A 20,935-nucleotide genomic window follows, 5' to 3' on the forward strand; every position below is an offset into this window, starting at 1 on the left:
TGGCGATCCTGATCGTCGTGGCGTTGCTGCTGCGACGCCCGCCGTGGAACTGGCGTCCGCTGCTCGTCGTCGCGGTGATCGAGGCGATCAACGATATCTACGATATGCGGTCGCTTGGCATTCGCCCCAACCACGAAAGCGCGCTCCCCGATAGCATCCATGATTTTGTGCTGACGATGCTGTGGCCTGTGGTGATCGCGCTGACCTGGCCGCTGTTTCGCCGCTTCCTCGCCAAGCGCGAGCAATAGCATCGCCGTTCCATGAAAGCGCCTGCGAGAGAGCCTTAACCAATTCGCGTTAGACCCGTGCTCGTCCACGAAAACGGGTTCGAAAACGCATGAAGGGTATCATTCTGGCCGGTGGCGCGGGGACGCGGCTGTATCCGGCGACGCTCGCGCTGTCGAAGCAATTGCTGCCGGTGTTCGACAAGCCGATGATCTATTACCCGCTGTCGGTGCTGATGCTCGCGGGCATTCGCGATATCCTGATCATTTCCACGCCGCGCGACTTGCCGATGTTTCAGTTGCTGCTCGGCGATGGCTCGGCGTTCGGGATTGCGCTGTCCTACATAGAACAGCCCGAGCCCGGCGGCTTGCCGCAGGCCTTCCTCTTGGGTGCCGACTTTCTCGACGGCGAGGCGTGCGCGCTGATCTTGGGCGACAACATCTATCATGGCGACGGTCTCGGCGCGAAGTGCCGCGCGGCGGCGCTGGCGGCAGAGCAGGGCGGGGCGACCGTGTTCGCCTATCAGGTCGATGATCCCGAACGGTACGGCGTGGTGTCGTTCGATCCGGAGAGCGGGCTGGCGACCGGAATTGAGGAAAAGCCCCTCGCGCCGCAATCGAACTGGGCGGTGACCGGCCTGTATTTCTGTGACGCGAGCGTGGTCGAGATCGCGCGCGGCCTTACCCCCTCGGCGCGCGGCGAGGTTGAAATCGTCGATGTTCTCAAGGCCTATATGGCGCGCGATGCGCTATCGGTCGGGCGGCTCGGGCGCGGTTATGCGTGGCTCGACACCGGCACGCACGATTCGCTGCACGACGCGTCGTCGTTCGTACGCACGATTGAGCGGCGGCAGGGGATCAAGATTGCATGTCCGGAAGAGATCGCGCTTGATCTCGGCTGGCTGAATGCCGGGCAAGTGACGGCGCGCGCCGATATTATGGGCACGACCGACTATGCGCGGTATCTGCGCACTTGCGCCAAGGCGGCGGCATGAGCGCGGTCGTATCGCTTGATGCGGCGAAGCCCGAACGCTGCGTCTTGGTGACTGGCGGGGCCGGGTTCATCGGTTCGGCGGTGTGCCGTCCCCTCGTTGGCGGCGGGACGCCGTCATCAACCTCGACAAGCTGACCTATGCCGGTTCACTGTCGGCGCTCGCCGAGATCGCCGGGTCACCGCATTATCGCTTCGTCCAGGGAGACATTGCCGACCGTGCGTTGGTTGCGCGGTTGCTCGCCGAGGAACGTGTCGATGCAGTGATGCACTTGGCGGCGGAGAGCCATGTCGATCGCTCGATCGATGGACCGGCGGTGTTCATTGAAACCAATATTACCGGCACTTTTCACTTGCTCGAAGTCGCACTCGACCACTGGCGCGGCCTCGACGGTGCGGCCAAAGAGCGATTTCGGTTCCACCACATCTCGACCGATGAAGTGTTCGGCGACCTACCCTTCGATTCGTCCAAATTTGACGAGCAATCACCGTATTGCCCGTCATCGCCTTACTCGGCGTCGAAAGCGGCGTCCGATCATCTCGTTCGCGCGTGGCATCACACGTTCGGGCTGCCGGTCGTGCTGTCGAACTGCAGTAACAATTACGGCCCGCATCAATTCCCCGAAAAGCTGATCCCGCTGACAATCACGCGCGCGGCGGCGGGGCTGAGCTTGCCGGTGTACGGCACGGGCGAGAATGTGCGCGACTGGTTGCATGTCGAGGATCATGCGCGTGCGCTGGACGCGGTCATGACGCGCGGTGCGGTTGGTGAAACTTATGTTATTGGCGGACGGGCCGAGCATAGCAACATCGCCGTGGTCGCGATGATCTGCGATCTGCTCGACGTGAAAATGCCGCTCGCAAACGGCAAACGTCGCCGCTCGCTGATCAACTTTGTTACCGACCGACCCGGCCATGATCGCCGCTATGCGATCGATCCGACGCGAATCGAGCACGATCTCGGGTGGCGCGCGGAGATTGGCTTTGCTGCGGGATTGGCGGCGACGATTGACTGGTATCTGGCTGACCGCGCTGCGCAACCGATCGCCGTCCCGCTGGCCGGGTGAGCGTTGGGCTGACGCTTGATCGAGACGGTATTAGCGCTCTCGGACCCATAACCTATGCCGTCCGCTTCGCGCGAAGGTGAGAAGCCGTGGTGGGCTCGCCCGCTCGGTTTTGCGACTTGGCGCGAAACGAACAGCCGATTTCTATCAACCCGATCACCGACGAGCTTTCCCAGTTCGCGCGACAAGAAAAAGGGGCCGAACTTGCGTCCGACCCCTCTTTAAACTTTGTTTGCCAGAAGCCCGAAGACTAGGGGCTAACTGCCTTGGTGCTGCTGTTGCTGGTTGCTGCAACAACGCCGCCAGCAACCGCAAGAACTGCGAGGCCGCCGATGATGTAACCGTTCGAACCAATGCCGCCGCCTTCGCCGGCACCGGACGTGTCGTCCTGCGCTGCGGTGAACGACTGCGGTGCTGCGCAAGCCGACGTTCCGACCGACAGGATCGACGTTGGCTTGAGCGAGACGTTGCAGCCTTGCATTGCGACCTTAGCCGACGAACCGCGGGTGATGACCCGATCGCCAACGAAAAGCGACTGGCCAGCGCGCGCTGTAAGAAGCTTGCCGTCACGTGCCACAACAGTACCCTGCGAGGCTGCGGTCAGCGTGCCGACGGATTGCTCGGAAGCCGCAAACAGCGGTGCCGAAAGGCTCACCATAACCATGGCGGCGGTTACCCGCGAAAATTTCATTTCAGTCTCCCTTGAACCCGTTTGGCGGTGCTCGGTGATGGGTGTACCCACGAGCGGTGTTTTTGTCTACCCTCAAATCGTTCGCGCTTGCACAAAAAACCTGAGTGAGATGCCGAAACGCCACACCCTGTTTTTGGTTGCACGCAAGGCGTGGGGCATTGGGGAAAAGGTCCTAGCGCACAGCCGTCAGATACTTGCGGGCGGTCCCCTCGAGGCACACCGCGGTGAGGACGCCAGTGGCATAAGCACCGGTATCGATTCCGATCCGATTTGGCTGCTCGTCGGGGCCATCGGTGATCGTGTGGCCGTGAACCACGACGAACGGATGGACGGCGGTGCTGTCCAGAAAGCCTTCGCGAATCCAGCGCAAATCGGCGATTTTCTGCTGTTCGAGTGGGGTGCCGGGGCGGATGCCGGCGTGGACAAACAGATAATCGCCGAAGCGAAAGCTATCGATGAACGATTCGACGAAGCTGAGGTCGGACGGCGGCATCGCCGCGCGGATTTCGGCGGCGGCAGCCGACGCCGAAAGCGTTGCAAGGCGTCCTACCTCGACACCGTAGCTTTGCGCGAATTCATACCCGCCAAAACTCATCCAGTCCCACACGCGCTCGGGGTCGTCGCCCAGCACGCGCAGCAACATCTCCTCATGATTGCCCATCACGAACACCGGGTTGGGCAAATTCGCGCGGATCGACTGAAGCAGCTGCAGCACGCCGCGCGACTCCGGGCCCCGGTCGATCAAATCACCCAGAAACACGACGAATTCGCGCGCACACGGTCGTGCCTGACTGTCGGCATCGATCTGTTCGAGCAAATCGCGCAGCAGATCGAGTCGCCCATGAACGTCGCCGATCGCATAGACGCGGGCCCCCGGTGGGCCACTGGGCGGCGGGGCGGGTTTCGGTGTTTTTCTGAACAGTCCCACGGTCGTTTCCAAATCGTCCGGCAACGGCCGGGCGCACTTGCGCTTATCGCGCTGCGGTATCCCCGCTGACGGCATCGAGCAAGTGCAGCCAGCGTGCCAGCGCGTGCGCGCGGGTATAGCCGCTGTCCAGCAGCGTGCGTGCGGCGCGTCCCATCGCCGCGGTCCGCGTACGGTCGTCAGCCAGGGCGACGATCGCGTCGGCCAGAGCGGCAGAATCGCCCGGCGCAACCGCGACGCCGGCGCCAGCGGGAACGATCAGGCGCGCCAGCTCGCCGTCGGGCGCACATACCGCGATCACGGCGCGCCCTGCAGCGCAGACGCCGAACACCTTGCTCGGCACGATTAGCCCCTCGAAAGCGGGACGCAACGAAATCCAGTGTGCATCCCCGGTCGCCAGCGATTCCGACAATTTCTCGCGCGGTTGATAGGGAACGAACCGAAAATTGGTCAGCCCGAGCGCAGCGACCCGTGCGGCAAGCTGCTCCGACATATGGCCGCCGCCAACGAACAAAAAGACGATGTCGGCGCGCGCGCGCAACGCGGTCGCTGCACCGAGCAATGTGTCGTACTCATGCGCGCGGCCAAGGTTGCCCGAATAAGCGAGGACGAAGGCATCGCGCGGAATCGCCCAAGCCGTACGGAGCTCGGGCGAATGTCCAACAAGCGGGACGATGTCGGAATCGTTCGACCAATTGGGGATCACCGCGATGTGATCGCGCGCGATCCCGATTCGCGCGACGCGGTCGGCCATTAATTGGCCGATCGCTACGATCCGGGCCGCCTGACGCAGCGACCGGTCGCGCAGCCCCGTCAACAGCCGCCCGACCGGGCCATGCGCAATGCCGATCCCATAAGCGACCGCGACTTCCGGGTAGAGGTCCTGCAACCACGGGATCAGCACGGCACCGCGCAGCCGTGCGACGATTGCGAGCGGCACGGAAAGCAGCGGCGGATCGGTCTTCACCACCAGAACGCTGCCGCGCCGCGCGATCCTTGCGGCGGTGATCGGCGCAAGCAGCAGATAAAGAAAATATGCCGCAATCCGCCCGGTCATGCCGCGCCGATTGCGCGGGGTCGTCACGCGATAAATCTTCACCCCCGCAATCGTTTCCCGGGGCGGCAAGACTCCTCGGTCCTGACCATATAACGCGCGACTTGCGATCACCGTGACGTCGCGCCCCTGCGCCGCCAGATCGACCGCAAGATCGGTCAGCATCTGCGCCGTCGCCGAATGATCGGGCGCGTAGAAACGGTTGAGGAAGATGATCGGGGCAAACATCGCAGGGCGCGTTCTCGGTCAGAGGCATTCGTTCGGCCAAAGCACGATGGGATTGATCTGATCAACCGCTTCCTTGCGCATCATGGCGCAGGACGGACGATGCGCGGTTGGCGGACCGACCGCTAGGACCTTGTTTTGGTTAATCCTGGTGGTAAGGCGCGCAACGTGTGAAACGCAATGCTGCAGTGCGGCGTCGGATTCGGGCATCTGGACCGCACCGGTCCTGCACGCTAAGGAACAGTCGCGATCTGCGGACGGACCAAGGGATTTTGCAATGCTGCAAGCGCGATTGCAAAACAGGGATGGGCAGCGGCGTGCCGCAGTGCAGCGCTATCGCTATCAGATTCTGATAGGATTGCTGGTTGCGGTGGTTTTGCCATCGGCGGTCCGCGGCCTGTTCGATTCGCGTGACTTTGACTATTTCAGTCGAACGATTCTGGAATATGGCAATAGCCGAAATTCGCTCATAGCCTCGTTTGTGGGGCTATTTCTTGGTGTCTCGCTGTTCCGGCGATTGTGCAACTTTCCCGGCGTGCGGTCCTATGAACACGTGTTGCCGTCTTTTTTCATGTCTTACGGCGTCGTCACGGCCGCGCTGCTTATCTTTCGGCTCGAATATATCGTGTCGGTGGTCGCAACGAGCTTTGTGCTGGCGGTGACAACCTTTTTTGTAATTTGCTATTTAAGTCAGCGGTACACCGCGTATTTGTTCCACGTCGTGCCCTGCGGCGACATGTCCCGGCTGCATGGCGTTCCGCACGTCGAGTGGGTGTATCTGCGCGATCCTGTCCTACCCGAGGTGCCCGGCGCGGGCATTGTTGTCGATCTGCGCGCCGAGATCGGCGATGGATGGGAGCGCTTGCTGGCACAGGCTGCGCTCGCCGGCGTGCCGGTCTACCATTGCAAGCAGTTGCTCGAATCGATCACCGGCCAGGTCGAGATCGAGCATATTTCCGAAAACAGCCTTGGTTCGCTCAATCCCAACGACGGGTATGGCAAGGTCAAGCAGGGGATCGATCTGCTGGTCGCATTGGTCGCGTTGCCGCTGTTCGCGCCGGTGCTGCTGTTGATCGCGCTGGCGATTCGGCTTGATTCACCGGGGCCGGTGCTGTTTCGCCAGCTGCGAATGGGGTTTCGCGGCCACCCGTTTCAGGTCTACAAATTTCGGACGATGCGTCCGGTGACGGCATCCGGCACCAAGGATGATGCGCGCCGCGCCGCGATAACGCAAAGCGACGATGATCGCATTACGCGGGTCGGGCGAATCCTGCGCCGCACGCGCATCGATGAAATTCCGCAGATTCTCAATATTCTGCGCGGCGAGATGAGTTGGATCGGGCCACGGCCCGAGGCAATGGCGCTATCGGGATGGTATCAAAGCGAAATCTCCTTTTACAGCTATCGCCACGTCGTGAAACCAGGAATTACCGGATGGGCGCAAGTCAACCAAGGCCATGTGGCTGAAATACATGATGTTCATTACAAACTTTGTTACGATTTCTATTACATAAAATATTTGTCGGCATGGCTCGATACCTTAATTCTATTCCGAACTGTTCGAACTGTCATAACCGGTTCGGGAGCGAAATAGAGTTTATTTGAAGATCACTTATTAAAAATCTTTCTGCCAATGTTGTATCAATGCGAGTGGTGCTGTCGGGTTGATTTCGACGCCTCCGATGCTAAAGCCCAAATTGGGCAAAGGGCCATGCCGCCACCTGATTTATGGAGACCACTTTGACCGCTCACGCAAAAGCTGCGAATCGATCGCCGTCCGTGCCGATGGCCTCGCCGTATCGCATGCTGCTTGCGCTCGGGGCGCTGGGCCTGGCGGCATTGCTCACGTTGGGTGGCTGCGCCGATTCTCGCGGTGGAACTATTCCGTACGGCGTCACAAAGTTCAACGCACCCGACCCGATCGCCGCGATCGCCGCCGAAAACGCGTATCGCACTGGCCCCGGCGACACGCTGACTATTGCGGTGATGCGTGTACCGGACTTGTCGGGTGATGCGGTGATCGACCCGAGTGGGGACATCACGATGCCGCTGATCGGGAAGATGCCGGCGATCGGCAAGACCACCGATCAGCTTGCGAGCGAGATCTCGGGGCGATTGAGCGCCAAATATTTGCAAAACCCAGAAGTTCGTGTGGCGCTGAAATCCTCATCGAGCCAACGGATCACGGTTGATGGGTCGGTCAATGGGCCGGGCATTTATTCGATTGCCGGGTCGACCACGCTGCTCCAGGCGATCGCGCTGGCCAAGGGTACCACCACCGACGCCAATTCCCGCAAGGTCGCGGTGTTCCGTACGATCGCGGGACAACGTCAGGCGGCGGCGTTCGATCTGACCGACATCCGCCGCGGCAAGGCAGCGGATCCGGAAATCTTCGGCAATGACATTATCGTGGTCGAGGGATCGGCTTCCAAGGCGGCGTTGAAGAATGTGCTGCAGACAATTCCACTCGTCTCGATTTTCCGTCCTTTCTGACGCACGCGCACCGCGCTGCTCCGGCACGATTTTGTTAGGCGACCATAGCTGATGAACAAGGAAACCAACGAGATTATTGCTGCGGGGGCGGGCGGACAATCGCGCGGTCTGCAGCATGCGATCGCCGGGAACCTCTTCGGCGCGGCAGAAGCCAGCGCGGAGAGCACCAATCAGATCACGACGCGCGAAGCGCTCCGCGTTCTCGGCAAATGGCGTTGGCTGATCGCGGGCATCGTTGGTGCTGCACTGATCATCGGCATTGTCTCGACCATGCTGACCAGCAAGCGCTATCGGGCGACAGCCCAAGTCGAGTTGGCGTTACAAGAAATCAATTTGGGGCCGGGTAAGGATGGTACTGGGGGCGAATCACAGGTGATGCGCGACCCACAGTTCATGGGTACGCAAATTGGCCTGTTGCGCAGCCGCGATCTTTCTGAGCGCGTCGCGCGGAGTTTGGACGGCGCATCGCGCGCCAAGTTCGCACCCAATGCGGGCAACCCCGCTGCTCAGATCGCAGCTGCCACTGGCGCGATCGCCGGTGGCCTGCGAATCGACGTCGTGACCGGCAGCCGCCTCATCAACATTACGTACGAAAGCGACGACCCAGCCTTGGCGGCGAATGTCGCTAACGCGGTGGCAGATAATTACATCGCCTCAAATCTTGAGCGAAAGTATGAATCTTCGGCCTTCGCGCGCAAATTTCTCGAACAGCGCCTGACCCAGACCAAGGCTGCGCTCGAAAAATCGGAGCGCGATGTGGTTGAATATGCCGGCCGCGAAAAGATTGTCATGGTCGGTGGTGGCGCGGATCAAGGCGGCGGCAAAGACGGCGGTGAATCGCTCGAAGGCAGCACGCTGACCTCGCTCAACGGCGCATTGGCGACGGCGCAGGCCGAACGCATCGCGGCGGAACAGAAGTATCGAAGCGAAGGTACGTCGGCTGGCCAATCCGCCGCGATGACCAGTTCGGCTGTAAGCGGTCTGAAGAGCGAGCGCGCCAAGCTCCAGGTCGATTTTCAGGAAAAACTCGGGACATTCAAACCCGATTACCCCGAAATGGTCGCGATAAAAACGAGAATGCGCGAACTCAATCGGCAGATCGCACGCGCCGAAGGGGAAATTACTGGCTCGGTGACCAATAGCTATGCCGGAGAATACCGCGCCGCGCTGGGGCGCGAGCAGCAATTGCGCGCGCGCGTCGCGCAATTGACGAGCGGCGTGCTCGATCTGCGCAACCGCCAGATTCAGTATAATATCTTGTCGCGCGAAGTGGACACCAACCGGTCGCTATATGACGGGCTGTTGCAGCGCTTCAAGCAAGTCAGCGTCGCGGGCGGCGTTGGGGCGAGCCAGGTTTCGATCGTCGATCGTGCGCTGGTGCCAGGCGGGCCGTTCGCACCCAATTTGCGTAACAATTTACTCGTCTCGCTGCTGATCGGGTTCATGATCGGCGCAGGTGTCGCCTTCGCGATCGAGTTCATCGACGACACGATCAAGAATCCGGATGATGTGCGCAACCGGCTCCATCTCACCTTGTTGGGTGTGGTGCCGTCGGTCGCCAAGGGCATGACCATGCTCGAGGCGCTAGACGATCCGAGCTCGGCACAATCGGAAGCGTATTTGTCGACGCGCACCGCGATCAAGTTCACGACCGCGGGCGGCGCGCCAAAATCGCTGCTTGTGACCAGTTCGCAGGCGGCCGAAGGCAAATCGAGCAGCTGCTTTGCGATTGCGCGAGGTTTCGCCCGGCTTGGTGAATCGGTTCTGCTGATCGATGCGGATATGCGTAAGCCATCCTTTTCCGTGCCGACGGGCGCGGAGGGTGCGGGCCTGTCGTCACTGCTCGCCTCGACCGATGATTTGCGTAAGCACATCACGCAAACTTCCGTCCCGAACCTGTTTCTCTTGCCGAGCGGGCCGATTCCCCCAAACCCGGTCGAATTGCTCGGCGGCATGCGGCTGCGCGAAGTGCTGGCCGAAGCGGAGGGCATTTTCGACATCGTGATCTTCGATTCGCCGCCGGTGATGGGGCTGGCCGATGCGCCGATCCTGGCGTCGGTGGTCGATGCGTCGATCTTCGTCGTGCAGGCCGGTCGCATTCGTCGCCCAGCCGCCCTTCGCGCGCTGGCCCGGCTTGAGCAGGCGGGCGCGCGCGTCGTTGGCGGCGTAATTACCAAATTTGATCTGAAGGGCGCGAGCTACGGCTATGGCTACGGCTATGGCTATGGCTACAGCTACGGTCAAAAGCAGATCAAAAGCGTCGAGGCGGGGGCGCAGCGCCAGATTTCGATCGAGAAAGAATGACGGCTGCACGGAGCCTATGGGTGCGTCGAAGTTGCGCGCTTGTCGGTGCGGTGGTGTTCATCGGGATCGTCACCGTCTCGACCGAACAGGCGCGACCGGCGGCGACCAGGCTCGGTCGCACGATCGGCATCGAGCCGGTCGAACCGCGGCTCGCGGCGATCGCCGACACGATCGCGGTTTCGCATCGTCGACCGTCTGACGCCGATCTCGCATTTGCCAGCCACGTTGCGACGCGGCAGCCTTTGGTCGCCTTGCCCTATTACATCGCTGCGGCGACACGAGCCCCGAGCGCGGTACAGACTGCGCGCGCGCTCAACGCCCTCGCGTTGCAGCGCGACCCGCGGTTGCGCCCGGCCTGGGCGTGGCGCGTTACCGACCGGGCGCAAGCCAATGACGTCGGCCCAACGACGCACGCGCTGATCCGGCTTGCCGTGCTGAGTGCCGAGGCCGGGCCGATCTGGTCGGCGATCGCGCAAATCAGTGCCGACCCTGCGGCCCGCAAGGAGATCAAGGCTGAAATCGCCCGCGGTGCCAGTTGGCGCGATGTGTATCTCACCGCGTTGAGCGGCTCCACGGTGGACCGCGCGATCGTGTTCGAGATGCTCGAATCGGCGGGCAAACATGCGCCGGTGACGAACGTCGCGCCGCCGCCCGGTACACCGGATGATCGCCGCGCGTTCCTGGCGCAGATGATTACGCAACGGGATTATGAACGCGCGTATCTCGCCTGGGTGCAGTGGTTGCCGGCCGCATCGCAAGCGGCGGTCGGCCATGTATTCGACGGCGATTTCAAAGGCGCAGCAGCGTTGCCGCCCTTCTCGTGGGAATTGGCGAACGGGACCGGCGGCACGACGGCGATCGTCCCCGCAAGCGGCTTGTCGATCGATTATTCGGGCAGCGACGGTTCGGTTCTGGCGTCGCAAATGGTTCTGCTCCAGCCGGGTCGGTACCGCTTGGTGACACAGGCCACATTCCAGCCGGTTTCGAACGAAAACGGCACCGCACCGCTCACCTGGACCCTGGTCTGCGTTGGGGGGAACACGCCGTTGAACGACCTTCCCGTGCCGCTCGATGGCAGCGCGAAGCGCGTGGCGGGCGCACCGTTCGAGGTCGCGGCGGGATGCGCTGCACAGACCTTGTCGCTACGGGTCAATTCCGCCGATTTCGCCAAGCATTTGTCGGGCGCGATCCGCTCGGTCGCCATCGAGACGGTCAAATAATGCGCAATCAGCCCGAATCGATTATCCCGTCGCTCGATCTGACGGGATCCGCCTTGTGGCAAGCGCTAGCGGTCGGCGGGTTTATGGCCGTCGCCGTCGCGCTTGGCGGCTCGAGCGTCGCCGGGATGACGGCGAACGCCGTGCTGCAAGTCGCTGCGGTCATCGCGATCGCCGCGACCTTCGCCCAGCCTAACCCGGCGCCGCGCAGCTCCGGCGAACGGCACTTGCTGATTCTGGCCACGCTGTTCGGCGCGCTGTTCGTCGCCCAGCTGATCCCCTTGCCGCCAGCGCTGTGGTGCGCCTTGCCCGGGCGGCAGCATGTCGTCGAAGGGCTGACCGCGCTTGGTCTGCCTTTGCCGTGGATGCCGCTTTCGCTCGCGCCTGAAAAGACCGTCCAATCCGGGCTGTCGCTGCTTGCCCCGGTCGCGATGATCGTGATGATCGGGGCGTTCCGGCGTCCGGTCGCGCGGGCGGCGGTGCTTGCGCTGTTGATCTTGATGGTGCTGTCGGTGCTGCTTGGTGTCGCGCAAGTTGCGGGCAATGCGCACCTCTATTTCTACGCCTTCACCAATGACAGCAGCGCGGTGGGCTTCTTTGCCAACTCCAACCATTTTGCGACGTTGATGTGTTTGACGCTACCGCTCGCCGCCGGGCTTGTCGCGCGCTGGCGCAGCGGATCCGACGGCGCGCAAGGTGCATCGCGCCTATTCGCCTCGGCGGTGCTGCTTGGCATCGTGCTGCTGGGGTTGCTCGGCGTGACAATGACCAAGTCGGTCGCGGGCGTGGGGCTGGCGCTGCTCGCGCTGGTGGGGAGCGCGGTGATCGTGCTGCCGGGTCTGCCACGCGTCTGGCGGCTGGGGTTTCTCGGGGGAGTGGTCGTCGTGCTGATCGTGGTTGCGGCGGCCGCGCTCAACAGCGGCATTGGCGACCTGACGACGACCGATGTCGGTGGCGGCGATCTCAGCCGCACCGAGATGTGGCGCGTGACCGCGCACGCGATCGGCGCATTCGGGACGGCCGGGGCTGGGTTCGGCAGCTTCCCGCAACTGTTTCACCTGTTCGAGGATCCGGAGCAGGTGAACGCTATTTTCGCCAATCACGCGCATAACGATTTGCTCGAATTCGTGCTCGAAAGCGGGATTCCGGGGGTGCTGTTGCTGCTTGCCTTCCTGATCTGGTTTGTCGCGCGGGTTGCGTCGGTCTGGCTGGTCGAGCGGCGCGATCCGCTGGCACAAGGGGCGTCGATCGCCGCGCTGATCATTTTGCTGCACAGTCTGGTCGATTATCCGCTGCGCACCGGCGCGATCGCGACGCTGTTCGGCCTGTGCCTCGCGCTGCTCGCGCGCGATCCGGCGGGCCGCTCGACCGACGAAGCACCCGTCGCGGCGCAGCCGGGACGGCACCTCTCGGCGTGAGCGTTATCGTCCGCCGCTGATGATGGCCGTAAAGCGCGGCACGATCCGGCGCAGCCCGAAATATACCAGCGTCAGCGCACCCGCGAGCACCAGGGGCAGCAGAGCATAGGCCGTGAAGATGGTCGCTTGCGACGCGGGCAGGGCGCGATAGATGAGCTTGCGGCACAGCGTCATCAGCGGTTCGTGCGCGGCAAAGACGAAGAAGCTCGCGAGCGACAAGGTCGCGAGTGCACGCGACATACGGCTTCCAGCGCGAACCAGCCCAGTCAGCGCGAGGACGAAGACGATCCCGACCAGGATCGTGATGCTGAACAGTGGCTGCCGCCCCGTAAACGTCCGGATTGCGACGTCACTCGCCAGAAGCGTGAGATAAAGCGGTGCGAGCCAGCGCAGCCACACGACCGGCGGGAACATCGGGCGTGCAGTCATCGCCAGCCATGCGCCGATCGTGAAGTACGTTGTCGCTTCGAGCGAGGGTACCGTGAGAAACGGCATGTGGAGCGGATGGAACAGCCACCAGACCAGCAACAGGGTGGGTATCGTCGGCCCCGTCCGTTTCAGCAGCCAGTGCAGTGGCAGCGCAAACACTGCGATCACCATCAAATCGCGGATGAACCAGAATTGGTAGGCGAGCGGGAAGTGCGTGATCCCGATCAGCGTGTCGACAAAGCCGAACGGCGTCAAAGCGAGCATTGGGCCATTGTCGGCGTTGAAATATCCGGCGGTCGCCGGAAGACTCTGGCCAAGGGCGAACAGCGCGATGATCAGCAGGTTCCAGAACAGCAGCGGGATGAGCAAGGTGCCGATCCGGCGCACTGTCTTGGTCCGATAGGCGGCGAAACTGCCATCAAACCCGACGAAATACAGATAGCCGGACATCAGGAAGAAGAGCGGAACCGCGGTGCGCGCGAACCCGTTCGACCATGCCGCCTGCAACGTGATCAGCCACATTGCAGGCGCCACCGCGACCGTGCTGCTGCCCAGCCGCACCGGTGCCAGATAGCAATGGATATAGAGCACCAGCAGGATCAGCGGGAAGCGCAACAGCTTCACGCGGTGCGATGTCGCCTCGTCCAAAAAAATGCCCCTTCGCTCTTAACCTATTGTCCGCGACGCTCGTCGATCTTCAGCTTGATGTCGTGGAAATAGGCGAATTTCAGCAGGGCGTAGTGCAACCCCGCCGCTCCGTCCAGAAACCCGCCTTTTGCGATGTACGTGCCGAGGAAATAGGCGGGCGCGAACCACCAGCGGTCGAGTGCGCGATATTTGGTCTTCTGCCGCTTGGTCAGCCGCGCCCAGGCACCGTCGCCGTCCGCCATCAGCTGCGCGCGGCGATGCACTTCCCACGTCGAATAGCTGTTATGGCGCGCGATGAAATGCTCGATCCCGCGAAAATCGAGATGATCGATCCGCGCGGTGATCTCGCCGACCGGGCCGTCGAGCTGCGGATGCTCGTGCACTTCCATGTCGAGCTTGCTCCAGCCAGGATCCTCGATCCGCTCGTACAGTCCGGCGTCGACACGAAACAAGGCGAGCTTGCGCTGCGGCAAGCCGTGCTTCAGCACCTTCCCCATGAAATGCGTGGTGTAGTTCAACCAGAACCCCACTTTATCGGTGTTCTCGAGTGCGCCTGCCAGCTCGTGCACAAAGTCGGGCGGCACCTGTTCGTCGCCGTCAAGGAACAGCACCCACGGCGTCTCGAAAACCTCGTTGAGCAATACCCAGTTACGTTTCTTGGGATAACCGCCCGGCCAGTCAAAATCGATCACGCGCGCGCCGTGCTCGCGCGCGATCTGCTGCGTTCCGTCGGTGCTGCCCGAATCGACGACCCAAATCTGTGCAAAGCCGCCGAGCCGCGACAGGCACTGCGGTAGATTCGTCGCTTCGTTCCGGGTCGGCACGACAACGGTAACGGGCAAGGTGCTCATGGGGCATAGGTTCCGGCGAAGCGGACGGGGCCGTCGCGGCGACCGATATAGCCGGCACCCCCGGTCACCAAGATTCTCACGCTGGCACCTCGTTCAATCCGCTCTGACCGATCGCTCTGGCGGGATTGCCCGCCACCACCGCGCCCGCAGCCACGTCCTTGGTCACCACCGCACAGGCCGCGACCACCGCGCCCGCACCGACCGTCACGCCGGGGCCGATAAAGGCGGCTGCCGCGACCCAGGCATAGGCTTCGATCTCGATCGGCGCGCCGGTCAAGGCGAAGCCGCCGCCGCTGATATCGTGGCTCGCGGTGCACAGATAGGCTTTCTGGCTGACGATCGCGCGCCGGTGCAGCACGATGGGTGCCACATTGTAGCAATCGGATTCGTTGCCGAGGCAGCTCTCGGCTTCCATCGTCAGGTTCCACGGTGCCCAGATCCGCGCGGACGGATAAGGGTGCGCCGCCGCGCCGACCTTCGCCCCGAACGCGCGCAACACGATGCGGCGCCAGATATGGAGCTGATTCGGCGTCGGACGATAGAGCAGCAGCCAGACGAGCTGCCACACAGCGCGGCGCAGCTTGTTGGCGAAACTGGGTGGCGTCATGCGTTGCAGCGCCATCAGGTGTCTTTCGAAGAGAGTTGGACGAAGGGCGGCATGACGTCGTCTCCGGCCAGCCACCGGTATAGCGCGCTATAATCGTCCACCACGCGATCCCAACTGAAATCCTGCGCCACCAGCGCGCGACCCTTGGCCCCGATCGCGGGCAAGTCGCTATCATCGGCGAGGCGTTGCGCCAAGACGCTGGCGAGCGCGACGCTGTCGGTCTCGATCCGGATCGCAGCATTGGCGGCGAAGCCACTCGGCACGTTGCATGCGTCGGTCATGAACACGGGCAAGCCGTACGCCCACGCCTCAAGCACCGAAATCGGCAGACCTTCGCTGCGCGAGGGAAGGATGAAGGCATGCGCCTGGGCAAAGGCATCGTGCTTGGCATCACCGAATACCGCACCGGGTATTGTGACGTGATCGGTCAGGCCGAGCTCCGTCACTTGCTGCCGTGCCGCATCGATCAGACCGCCATCATCCCATCCGGCGAGCGTCAAGCGCCAGCGCGCGCCGATCGCGGGGGCGCGGTCGAGCATGTGCCGCCACGCCGCAATCAGTTCCTGAACGCCTTTCTTGGGGTGCAGGCGTGCGAGGAACAGCATCGTACGCCGCCGGTCCGCCGACCAGTCGCGGGCTGCGATGACGCTCGCGTCGGGCAGATCGACCCCGTTTGGAATCACCGCGATCGGTACGTCGATCCCGTACGCGCGCACCGCCGCGGCCTCCGCCGCGTTCAGCGCGTGGATTGCCGCTGCGCTGCGCAGCGCGCGGCGTTCGTAGAGCGCCGCGACGATCCGCTTCTTGGTCGGCGAAAACACCAAAGCGCCGGGGTCGAGCATCCCGTGCGGCGAGATCACCAGCGGGCGGTGCGTTCGTCTTTGCCATTGCAGGCCGGCAAGCGACGCGAAATTCCAGATGCCGTGGACATGCAGGACATCGAGCGCAGCGCGGTCAAGCGCCTGGATCAGCGGAAGGCTGACCTTGAACCCGCGCGGCCCGACCCCGTCAAAGGCGGCAAGGTGCGAGATGTGCCACGCCGCGCGGTCAGCCTCGAACGGCGCGTCGCGCAGGCCGAAGACCGATTGCGGAATTCCCCGCGCCTCGAGCCGATTGGCGACGTCGCGCAGTGCGAAGAACAGACCGCCTGCCGCGGTCGACAGGCTCGCGGTCAGCACGCCGACCTTGGGGGTGCGCGGCGTCACCGCCTATCGCCGCCGCGCAACGAGATCGAGCAGTCGAGCAGTGTCCGGTCGATCAGGCTCGGGCGGGCCGGCGCGCCGATCGCGGCACGCACCGCCTCCGCCATGCCGCTGCCGAAGCGGTCCGGACCCCACGCATCGACGCGCGCGCGCCCCTGCGCGGCGAAGGCGGCACTCTCGTCCGTCGCGGTCAGCCGCGTCAGCGCCCGCGTGATCGCCGCCGTATCGTGCGGGTCGAACAGCAGGCCGGTGACGCCATCCTCGACCAGCACTTCGGCGCATCCGCAGCGATTGGAGATCGCGAGGGGCAGGCCACTCGCCATCGCTTCGTTGACGACCAGCCCCCATTGTTCGGTGGTGGAGGCATGGACGAACGCGCCGGCGGTCCCGTAAAAACGCGGGAGCTCGTCGATCTGGCGGAACCCCGGCATCAGCACGTGGCGCTCCAGCCCAAGCGCCGTACGCTGCGCCTCCAGAGCGGCGCGGAGCTCGCCATCGCCAAGCAGCACCAGCGGCCAGTCCGCCGGATCGTCGCTGCGCCCACGGCGGAACACGGCATAGGCATCGAGCAAGCGCGCCAAATTCTTCTTTTCAATGAAGCGGTTCGAGGTGAGGAAATACCGCCCGCGAAATGCCTCGGGCAATCCGTCCGGCATCGCGGCGGCGGCGGCAGTGCGCGCGAAATAGGCGTTGTCGACGGCGTTATAGCCACGGAAGATCGCCGCCGCGCGCAGCCCGAGCTCGGCGAGATAGCCGGCTTGCGAATCACTCGTCACCAGCCCGGCACTGTAATGCGCCACGATCCGGCGTTTGACCCATTCGGCGAGCGGCTTGCGCGCGAAATCCCAGCCATTGGTTTCCGACATCAGGATCGCCGGGACCTTGTGCTGCCGCGCCCAGATCAGCGTCGCGAACGCCGCGCGCGACGACCAGCCGGGCAGCGCGATCGCAGCGGGCGCGAGCGGGGTGAGCTTGGCATCGAGTTCGGCGATGATCTCGCGCAGCGTTCCCGTGCCGGCGAGCGGCAGATAGTGCAGCGGGGCAGGGACCGCCGGCTTGTCCCAGCCATATTCGGTGCCGCGCGGGGTCGCTTCGATCGCCACGACGTCGAGCTGCGCACTTGCCCCGCGCATCCGCGCGATATGATACGGCCCGAAATTGTCGAACAGAATCGCGACGCGCGTCATCGGCGCGCGTCCGGTTCGGCGGGCGTGGCGGAGACGCCGCGCTCCAGACGAAGATACGCCGCCTCCACGCCGCGCGCCATCGTCGCGATATCGAAGTGCGCGGCAATCGTCGCCCGGTCGTGTGCCAGCGCTTCGGTCGGCGCGGCGCGGCTGGTCGCCAGATCGCGGACGATCGCGGCGGCGGCTGCCACGTCACGCGGCGCGACGCGGTAGGCGCTGCGCAGTTCGGCGGCGACTTCGCTACCGCCCGAATCGTTGGCGTAGCTGATCGAGGGGACGCCGCGCTGCACCGCTTCGAGGAAGACCAGCCCGAACGGTTCGCGGTGCGAGAAGATCGCGACGAGATCGAGCGTATCCCATGCGGCGGCGATATCCTCGACATAGCCGTGAAACACGATGCGGTGCGCGATGCCGAGCGCGGCGGCGCGGCTGCGCGCTTCGCTCAAATCCGCGCCCTCGCCATAGACCGCAAAAGCCAGTCGTTCGTCGGTTGCGAGCATGGCGACCAGATCGAGAAAATCGAAAATGCCCTTCTCGGCCACGACGCGGCCGACGAAACCGAGCGTAAATACAGCGGCCGAGCGCAGATCGCTTGGCGGTGTTTCCGGCGCTATCACGACGCCATTGCGCACGACGTCGAGCGTGTCCGCACGCGCCAGCCCGGTCGCGATCAGCGCACGGCCGATCGAGTGCGAAATCGCGATATGGCGCTTGGCAAATTCGCGCTGCAGCCGCCGCGAGACGCGCTTCTTCCACGTGAGTTCGTCGTCGGGATAGACATGCGCATGCGCGATCCAGCGCCGCGTGCCGCTGAGCGCGATCACGCTCGCTGCCCAGATCGGCTCGCAATGCGTGTGGACGATCGCGCCGCGCGCGCCGAGTAGCGCCAGCGCCAGGCGGAACGGCGCGACCGGCCCGGCGATGCTCCGCGTCACCGCGTTCAGGCCGTAGGCGGCCGCTGCCGCGCGGATTCGCTCGCCGCGCCCAAGGCACAGCAAGGTCACGTGCTTGCCTTGCGCCACTTGCTCGCGCACGAGCATCGGCAACAGCGCCTGGATGCCGCCCCACGGTTCCGACGGCACAATATGCAGGATCGGGCGGTCAGAAGACATCGGACACCGCGGCGATAAAGCGCGCTTCCCACGCCGCCATCGAATAGATTTCCGCCTCGCGTGTTGCCCCGGCCGAAAGTGCGGCGCGCAAGTCCCGGTCCTCGACGATGCGCACGACCGCTGCGGCGATGGCTTCGGGGTCACGCGGTGGCAGCACGATGCCACTCGTCCCGTCGGTAAAGTCGACCCCGCCTTCGCGCGTCGCGACGATCGGCAGCCCGCTCGCCATCGCCTCGAGCACGGTCCCTGCCGCCCCTTCGGCCAGCGATGGGAACAGGAACAGGTCGGCGCGAGCGAATTCGCGGAGCAAGTCTGCTTTGCCCAGATGCCCGAGCACATCGATGTTCGGCGCGGCGAGTTTGGCGCGCATGATCGCGCTCGCACCGCCGGCAAAAACGAAGCGGATGTGCGGGTGGCTGTCGCGCAGCATATCCGCGGCGGCACGGATATATTGGACGCCCTTGCGCAGATGCAGCGATCCGCAGAACAGCACGCGGCCGGGTTCCGGCGTGCCCCCCGCGCTGCTCAAGCTCGCGCCATAGGGGACGAGGCGGCATTTTTCGGCAAAGTGCGCGCCATAGCTGGCCACATCGTCGATCACGGCCTGGGACGGGCAGAACAGCAGGTCGGACTGTTCGAACATCATGCGGGAGTGCGTATCGTAGCGTGCGATCAGGTCGGGCGGGGTCGGGCTTTCACCCCAATCGGGAAAGTCCGCCACTTCGCGATCGATCGCGCGATAGGCTCCGGGGACGATAAATACATCCGAAATGATCGGCTTGCGCGGTGCGCGCGCACGAAGGTCGGCGCCGCCTACATAATATTGCAGGTAGAAGCCGTCACTCTCGGCAACGTCGCGCTCGCTCGGACGACGCAGCGTGCGCGGTCCGAAACCGGGCAAGGTCACACCCAGGCCCGACCGGATCAGCCGGGCCGGCAAGGCATCGGTCACGCGCCGCGAAAGCTTGGCCTTTAGATGACGTGGCAGCGGAAGTTCGAGCACGCCGCGCAAGCGATGGCCCGTTCCAAGGGCGAAGTCGGTGTACACGCGCTGCAGCATGTCATGTCGCGCAAGAAAGCGCGCTAGCGCATAATTATGCCGTGCGCCGGGCTGTACGAGCATGACGCGTGGCACTGGGCGTGGGTTCCTTCGTCGAATGCCTGGAACGACAGGGGCGGACGTCACGCAGCCGAAGAGCGTGCTTGCCTGTCCGCGCTTCTATTGGGGAAAGGCGAACCCGGCAACCGGACTTTTTTGCAGTGCATCAACGCGATCGTCCCAGCTTTCGGGCCGTGGGGTGCGGCCCTCGGCATGGGCGTCCAGCGCAGCCGCGATCAGACCTGGCAAGGCGGCGATGTCGCCGGTGAGCACATCGTCTCGCGCCGCGATCTGGTCGCAATGCGGCGTCGCGATGATCGGCTGCCCGATCGCGAGATGATCGTACAGTCGCATCGGCGAACAGAAATGATTGAAGGGCGTGGCGGCATAGGGAATGACCGCAACATCGAACGCCGCCATCCATTGCGGCATATCGACATGCGCCTTCGCGCCCAGAAAATGCACTTTGGGATCAGCTTGCAGACGTTCAAGCGCGGGGTTGCCCTCCAGCGCGGCCTCGACTGGCCCGACCAGCGCCAGCGACCCGACCCGCGGATCGGCGGCAACTGCTGCTAGAAACTCCAGATCGATCCGCGTGTTGAGAACGCCGGCTGCGCCGAACACTGGCCCTGCCAGTGCGGCGATCGCGGCAGGTCGGGCTTGGGGTGTGGCGAAGCGCGGTTCGGTCGCGTTGGGCGAGACGCGCGTTGTTGCCGGATCCAGGCCATATTCGGCAATTGCGCGCGCGCGCAGCGCTTCGCTCACGAAGAGCGACAGCGTCGCGATCCGGCACAGCGCCGCCTCGTCGCGTTCCATTCGGGCGGCGTTCCATCCGCGATAGGAGCGGTAGTCGTCCGAGCAATAATAGACGATTGCAGCGTGCCGCGCCGCGCGCTGCGCGAGTGGCAGATAGTGCGGCGTGGTGACGACGATTGTCGACAAACCGCCGTGCGATCGCGCGCGCCGCGCGACGCGCTGCAGCAGCCATGGCATGCTGAGCCATGCGAGCGGCCCGGCCCATCCCCGGATCAGCCGGATTGGGAGAACGTCGGTATCCGCGGAGGCGTGCCCTCCCGAAAAAGGGGCGCACAATAGGATCGACGTCTGCCGACCGAGCGCATCGGCGAACTTGCGCCGCCAAATCGTATTGACGTCAAGGACGGCAATCATCCCGCTAATCCGGCCCATCCCGTC

General features: G+C 63.8%; 18 protein-coding genes and 1 pseudogene. 8 read left to right on the forward strand and 11 right to left on the reverse strand.

All coding sequences use genetic code 11. The features are described 5' to 3' along the window. The 3 genes and pseudogenes from ABWP09_RS04685 to rfbB form a co-directional block, all read left to right on the forward strand. Positions 1 to 248 (forward strand): annotated as a pseudogene (locus ABWP09_RS04685) (hypothetical protein); the annotation flags it as partial. Between the two features lie 89 nt (positions 249 to 337). Beyond that, positions 338 to 1,219, forward strand: coding sequence for a glucose-1-phosphate thymidylyltransferase RfbA (rfbA, locus tag ABWP09_RS04690; protein WP_353204000.1), 882 nt, complete (start codon positions 338 to 340; stop codon positions 1,217 to 1,219). 82 nt (positions 1,220 to 1,301) lie between these two features. Continuing rightward, a complete protein-coding gene (gene rfbB / locus ABWP09_RS04695; protein WP_353204001.1) occupies positions 1,302 to 2,282 on the forward strand; it encodes a dTDP-glucose 4,6-dehydratase in 981 nt (326 codons plus the stop codon). Between the two features lie 247 nt (positions 2,283 to 2,529). Here the strand turns inward: rfbB and ABWP09_RS04700 are convergent, their stop codons facing one another. The 3 genes from ABWP09_RS04700 to ABWP09_RS04710 all read right to left on the reverse strand — a co-directional run bounded on the left by ABWP09_RS04700 (position 2,530) and on the right by ABWP09_RS04710 (position 5,177). Then, positions 2,530 to 2,970 carry a hypothetical protein gene (locus tag ABWP09_RS04700; protein ID WP_353204002.1) on the reverse strand — a complete coding sequence of 147 codons (441 nt, stop codon included), beginning with the start codon at positions 2,968 to 2,970 and terminating at the stop codon, positions 2,530 to 2,532. A gap of 172 nt (positions 2,971 to 3,142) precedes the next feature. After that, a complete protein-coding gene (locus ABWP09_RS04705; RefSeq protein ID WP_353204003.1) occupies positions 3,143 to 3,898 on the reverse strand; it encodes a metallophosphoesterase in 756 nt (251 codons plus the stop codon). Between the two features lie 43 nt (positions 3,899 to 3,941). Then, on the reverse strand, positions 3,942 to 5,177 hold the full coding sequence (locus tag ABWP09_RS04710) for a glycosyltransferase family 4 protein (protein WP_353204004.1): 1,236 nt from the start codon (positions 5,175 to 5,177) through the stop codon (positions 3,942 to 3,944). Between the two features lie 274 nt (positions 5,178 to 5,451). Between ABWP09_RS04710 and ABWP09_RS04715 the strand changes: the two genes are divergently transcribed. From ABWP09_RS04715 to ABWP09_RS04735, 5 genes are all read left to right on the forward strand, one after another. Continuing rightward, positions 5,452 to 6,768, forward strand: a complete 1,317-nt coding sequence (locus ABWP09_RS04715) for a sugar transferase (RefSeq protein WP_353204005.1) — start codon at positions 5,452 to 5,454, stop codon at positions 6,766 to 6,768. A gap of 209 nt (positions 6,769 to 6,977) precedes the next feature. Further along, entirely contained in the window at positions 6,978 to 7,667 is a 690-nt protein-coding gene (locus ABWP09_RS04720; RefSeq protein ID WP_353204006.1) for a polysaccharide biosynthesis/export family protein, read from the forward strand. Positions 7,668 to 7,718: 51 nt separating this feature from the next. After that, a complete protein-coding gene (locus tag ABWP09_RS04725) occupies positions 7,719 to 9,971 on the forward strand; it encodes a GumC family protein (RefSeq protein ID WP_353204007.1) in 2,253 nt (750 codons plus the stop codon). Positions 9,972 to 9,991: 20 nt separating this feature from the next. After that, entirely contained in the window at positions 9,992 to 11,191 is a 1,200-nt protein-coding gene (locus ABWP09_RS04730; RefSeq protein WP_353204008.1) for a hypothetical protein, read from the forward strand. Further along, positions 11,191 to 12,606 carry an O-antigen ligase family protein gene (locus ABWP09_RS04735; RefSeq protein ID WP_353204009.1) on the forward strand — a complete coding sequence of 472 codons (1,416 nt, stop codon included), beginning with the start codon at positions 11,191 to 11,193 and terminating at the stop codon, positions 12,604 to 12,606. The genes ABWP09_RS04730 and ABWP09_RS04735 overlap by 1 nt, the downstream gene beginning before the upstream one ends. Positions 12,607 to 12,609: 3 nt before the next feature. Here ABWP09_RS04735 and ABWP09_RS04740 read toward each other — a convergent pair whose 3' ends face one another. From ABWP09_RS04740 to ABWP09_RS04775, 8 genes are all read right to left on the reverse strand, one after another. Beyond that, positions 12,610 to 13,683 (reverse strand): acyltransferase family protein, encoded by a 1,074-nt coding sequence (locus tag ABWP09_RS04740; RefSeq protein ID WP_353204010.1) that lies wholly within the window; start codon positions 13,681 to 13,683, stop codon positions 12,610 to 12,612. Positions 13,684 to 13,706: 23 nt separating this feature from the next. Next, positions 13,707 to 14,534, reverse strand: coding sequence for a glycosyltransferase family 2 protein (locus ABWP09_RS04745; protein ID WP_353204011.1), 828 nt, complete (start codon positions 14,532 to 14,534; stop codon positions 13,707 to 13,709). Positions 14,535 to 14,610: 76 nt separating this feature from the next. Beyond that, complete coding sequence (locus ABWP09_RS04750) at positions 14,611 to 15,141, reverse strand: LbetaH domain-containing protein (protein WP_353204012.1); 531 nt, start codon at positions 15,139 to 15,141, stop codon at positions 14,611 to 14,613. A gap of 14 nt (positions 15,142 to 15,155) precedes the next feature. Next, positions 15,156 to 16,346 carry a glycosyltransferase gene (locus tag ABWP09_RS04755; RefSeq protein ID WP_353204013.1) on the reverse strand — a complete coding sequence of 397 codons (1,191 nt, stop codon included), beginning with the start codon at positions 16,344 to 16,346 and terminating at the stop codon, positions 15,156 to 15,158. Beyond that, entirely contained in the window at positions 16,343 to 17,530 is a 1,188-nt protein-coding gene (locus ABWP09_RS04760) for a glycosyltransferase family 1 protein (RefSeq protein WP_353204014.1), read from the reverse strand. The genes ABWP09_RS04755 and ABWP09_RS04760 overlap by 4 nt, the downstream gene beginning before the upstream one ends. Beyond that, complete coding sequence (locus tag ABWP09_RS04765) at positions 17,527 to 18,642, reverse strand: glycosyltransferase (protein ID WP_353204015.1); 1,116 nt, start codon at positions 18,640 to 18,642, stop codon at positions 17,527 to 17,529. Before ABWP09_RS04765 ends, ABWP09_RS04760 begins: the two co-directional genes overlap by 4 nt. After that, positions 18,632 to 19,690: a glycosyltransferase family 4 protein gene (locus ABWP09_RS04770; protein WP_353204016.1), complete on the reverse strand. Its 1,059-nt coding sequence runs from the start codon at positions 19,688 to 19,690 to the stop codon at positions 18,632 to 18,634. The genes ABWP09_RS04765 and ABWP09_RS04770 overlap by 11 nt, the downstream gene beginning before the upstream one ends. A gap of 171 nt (positions 19,691 to 19,861) precedes the next feature. Then, a complete protein-coding gene (locus ABWP09_RS04775; protein ID WP_353204017.1) occupies positions 19,862 to 20,929 on the reverse strand; it encodes a glycosyltransferase in 1,068 nt (355 codons plus the stop codon). Positions 20,930 to 20,935: the final 6 nt, after the last annotated feature.

Source organism: Sphingomonas sp., assembly GCF_040398505.1.
Taxonomy (GTDB): Bacteria; Pseudomonadota; Alphaproteobacteria; order Sphingomonadales; family Sphingomonadaceae; genus Sphingomonas.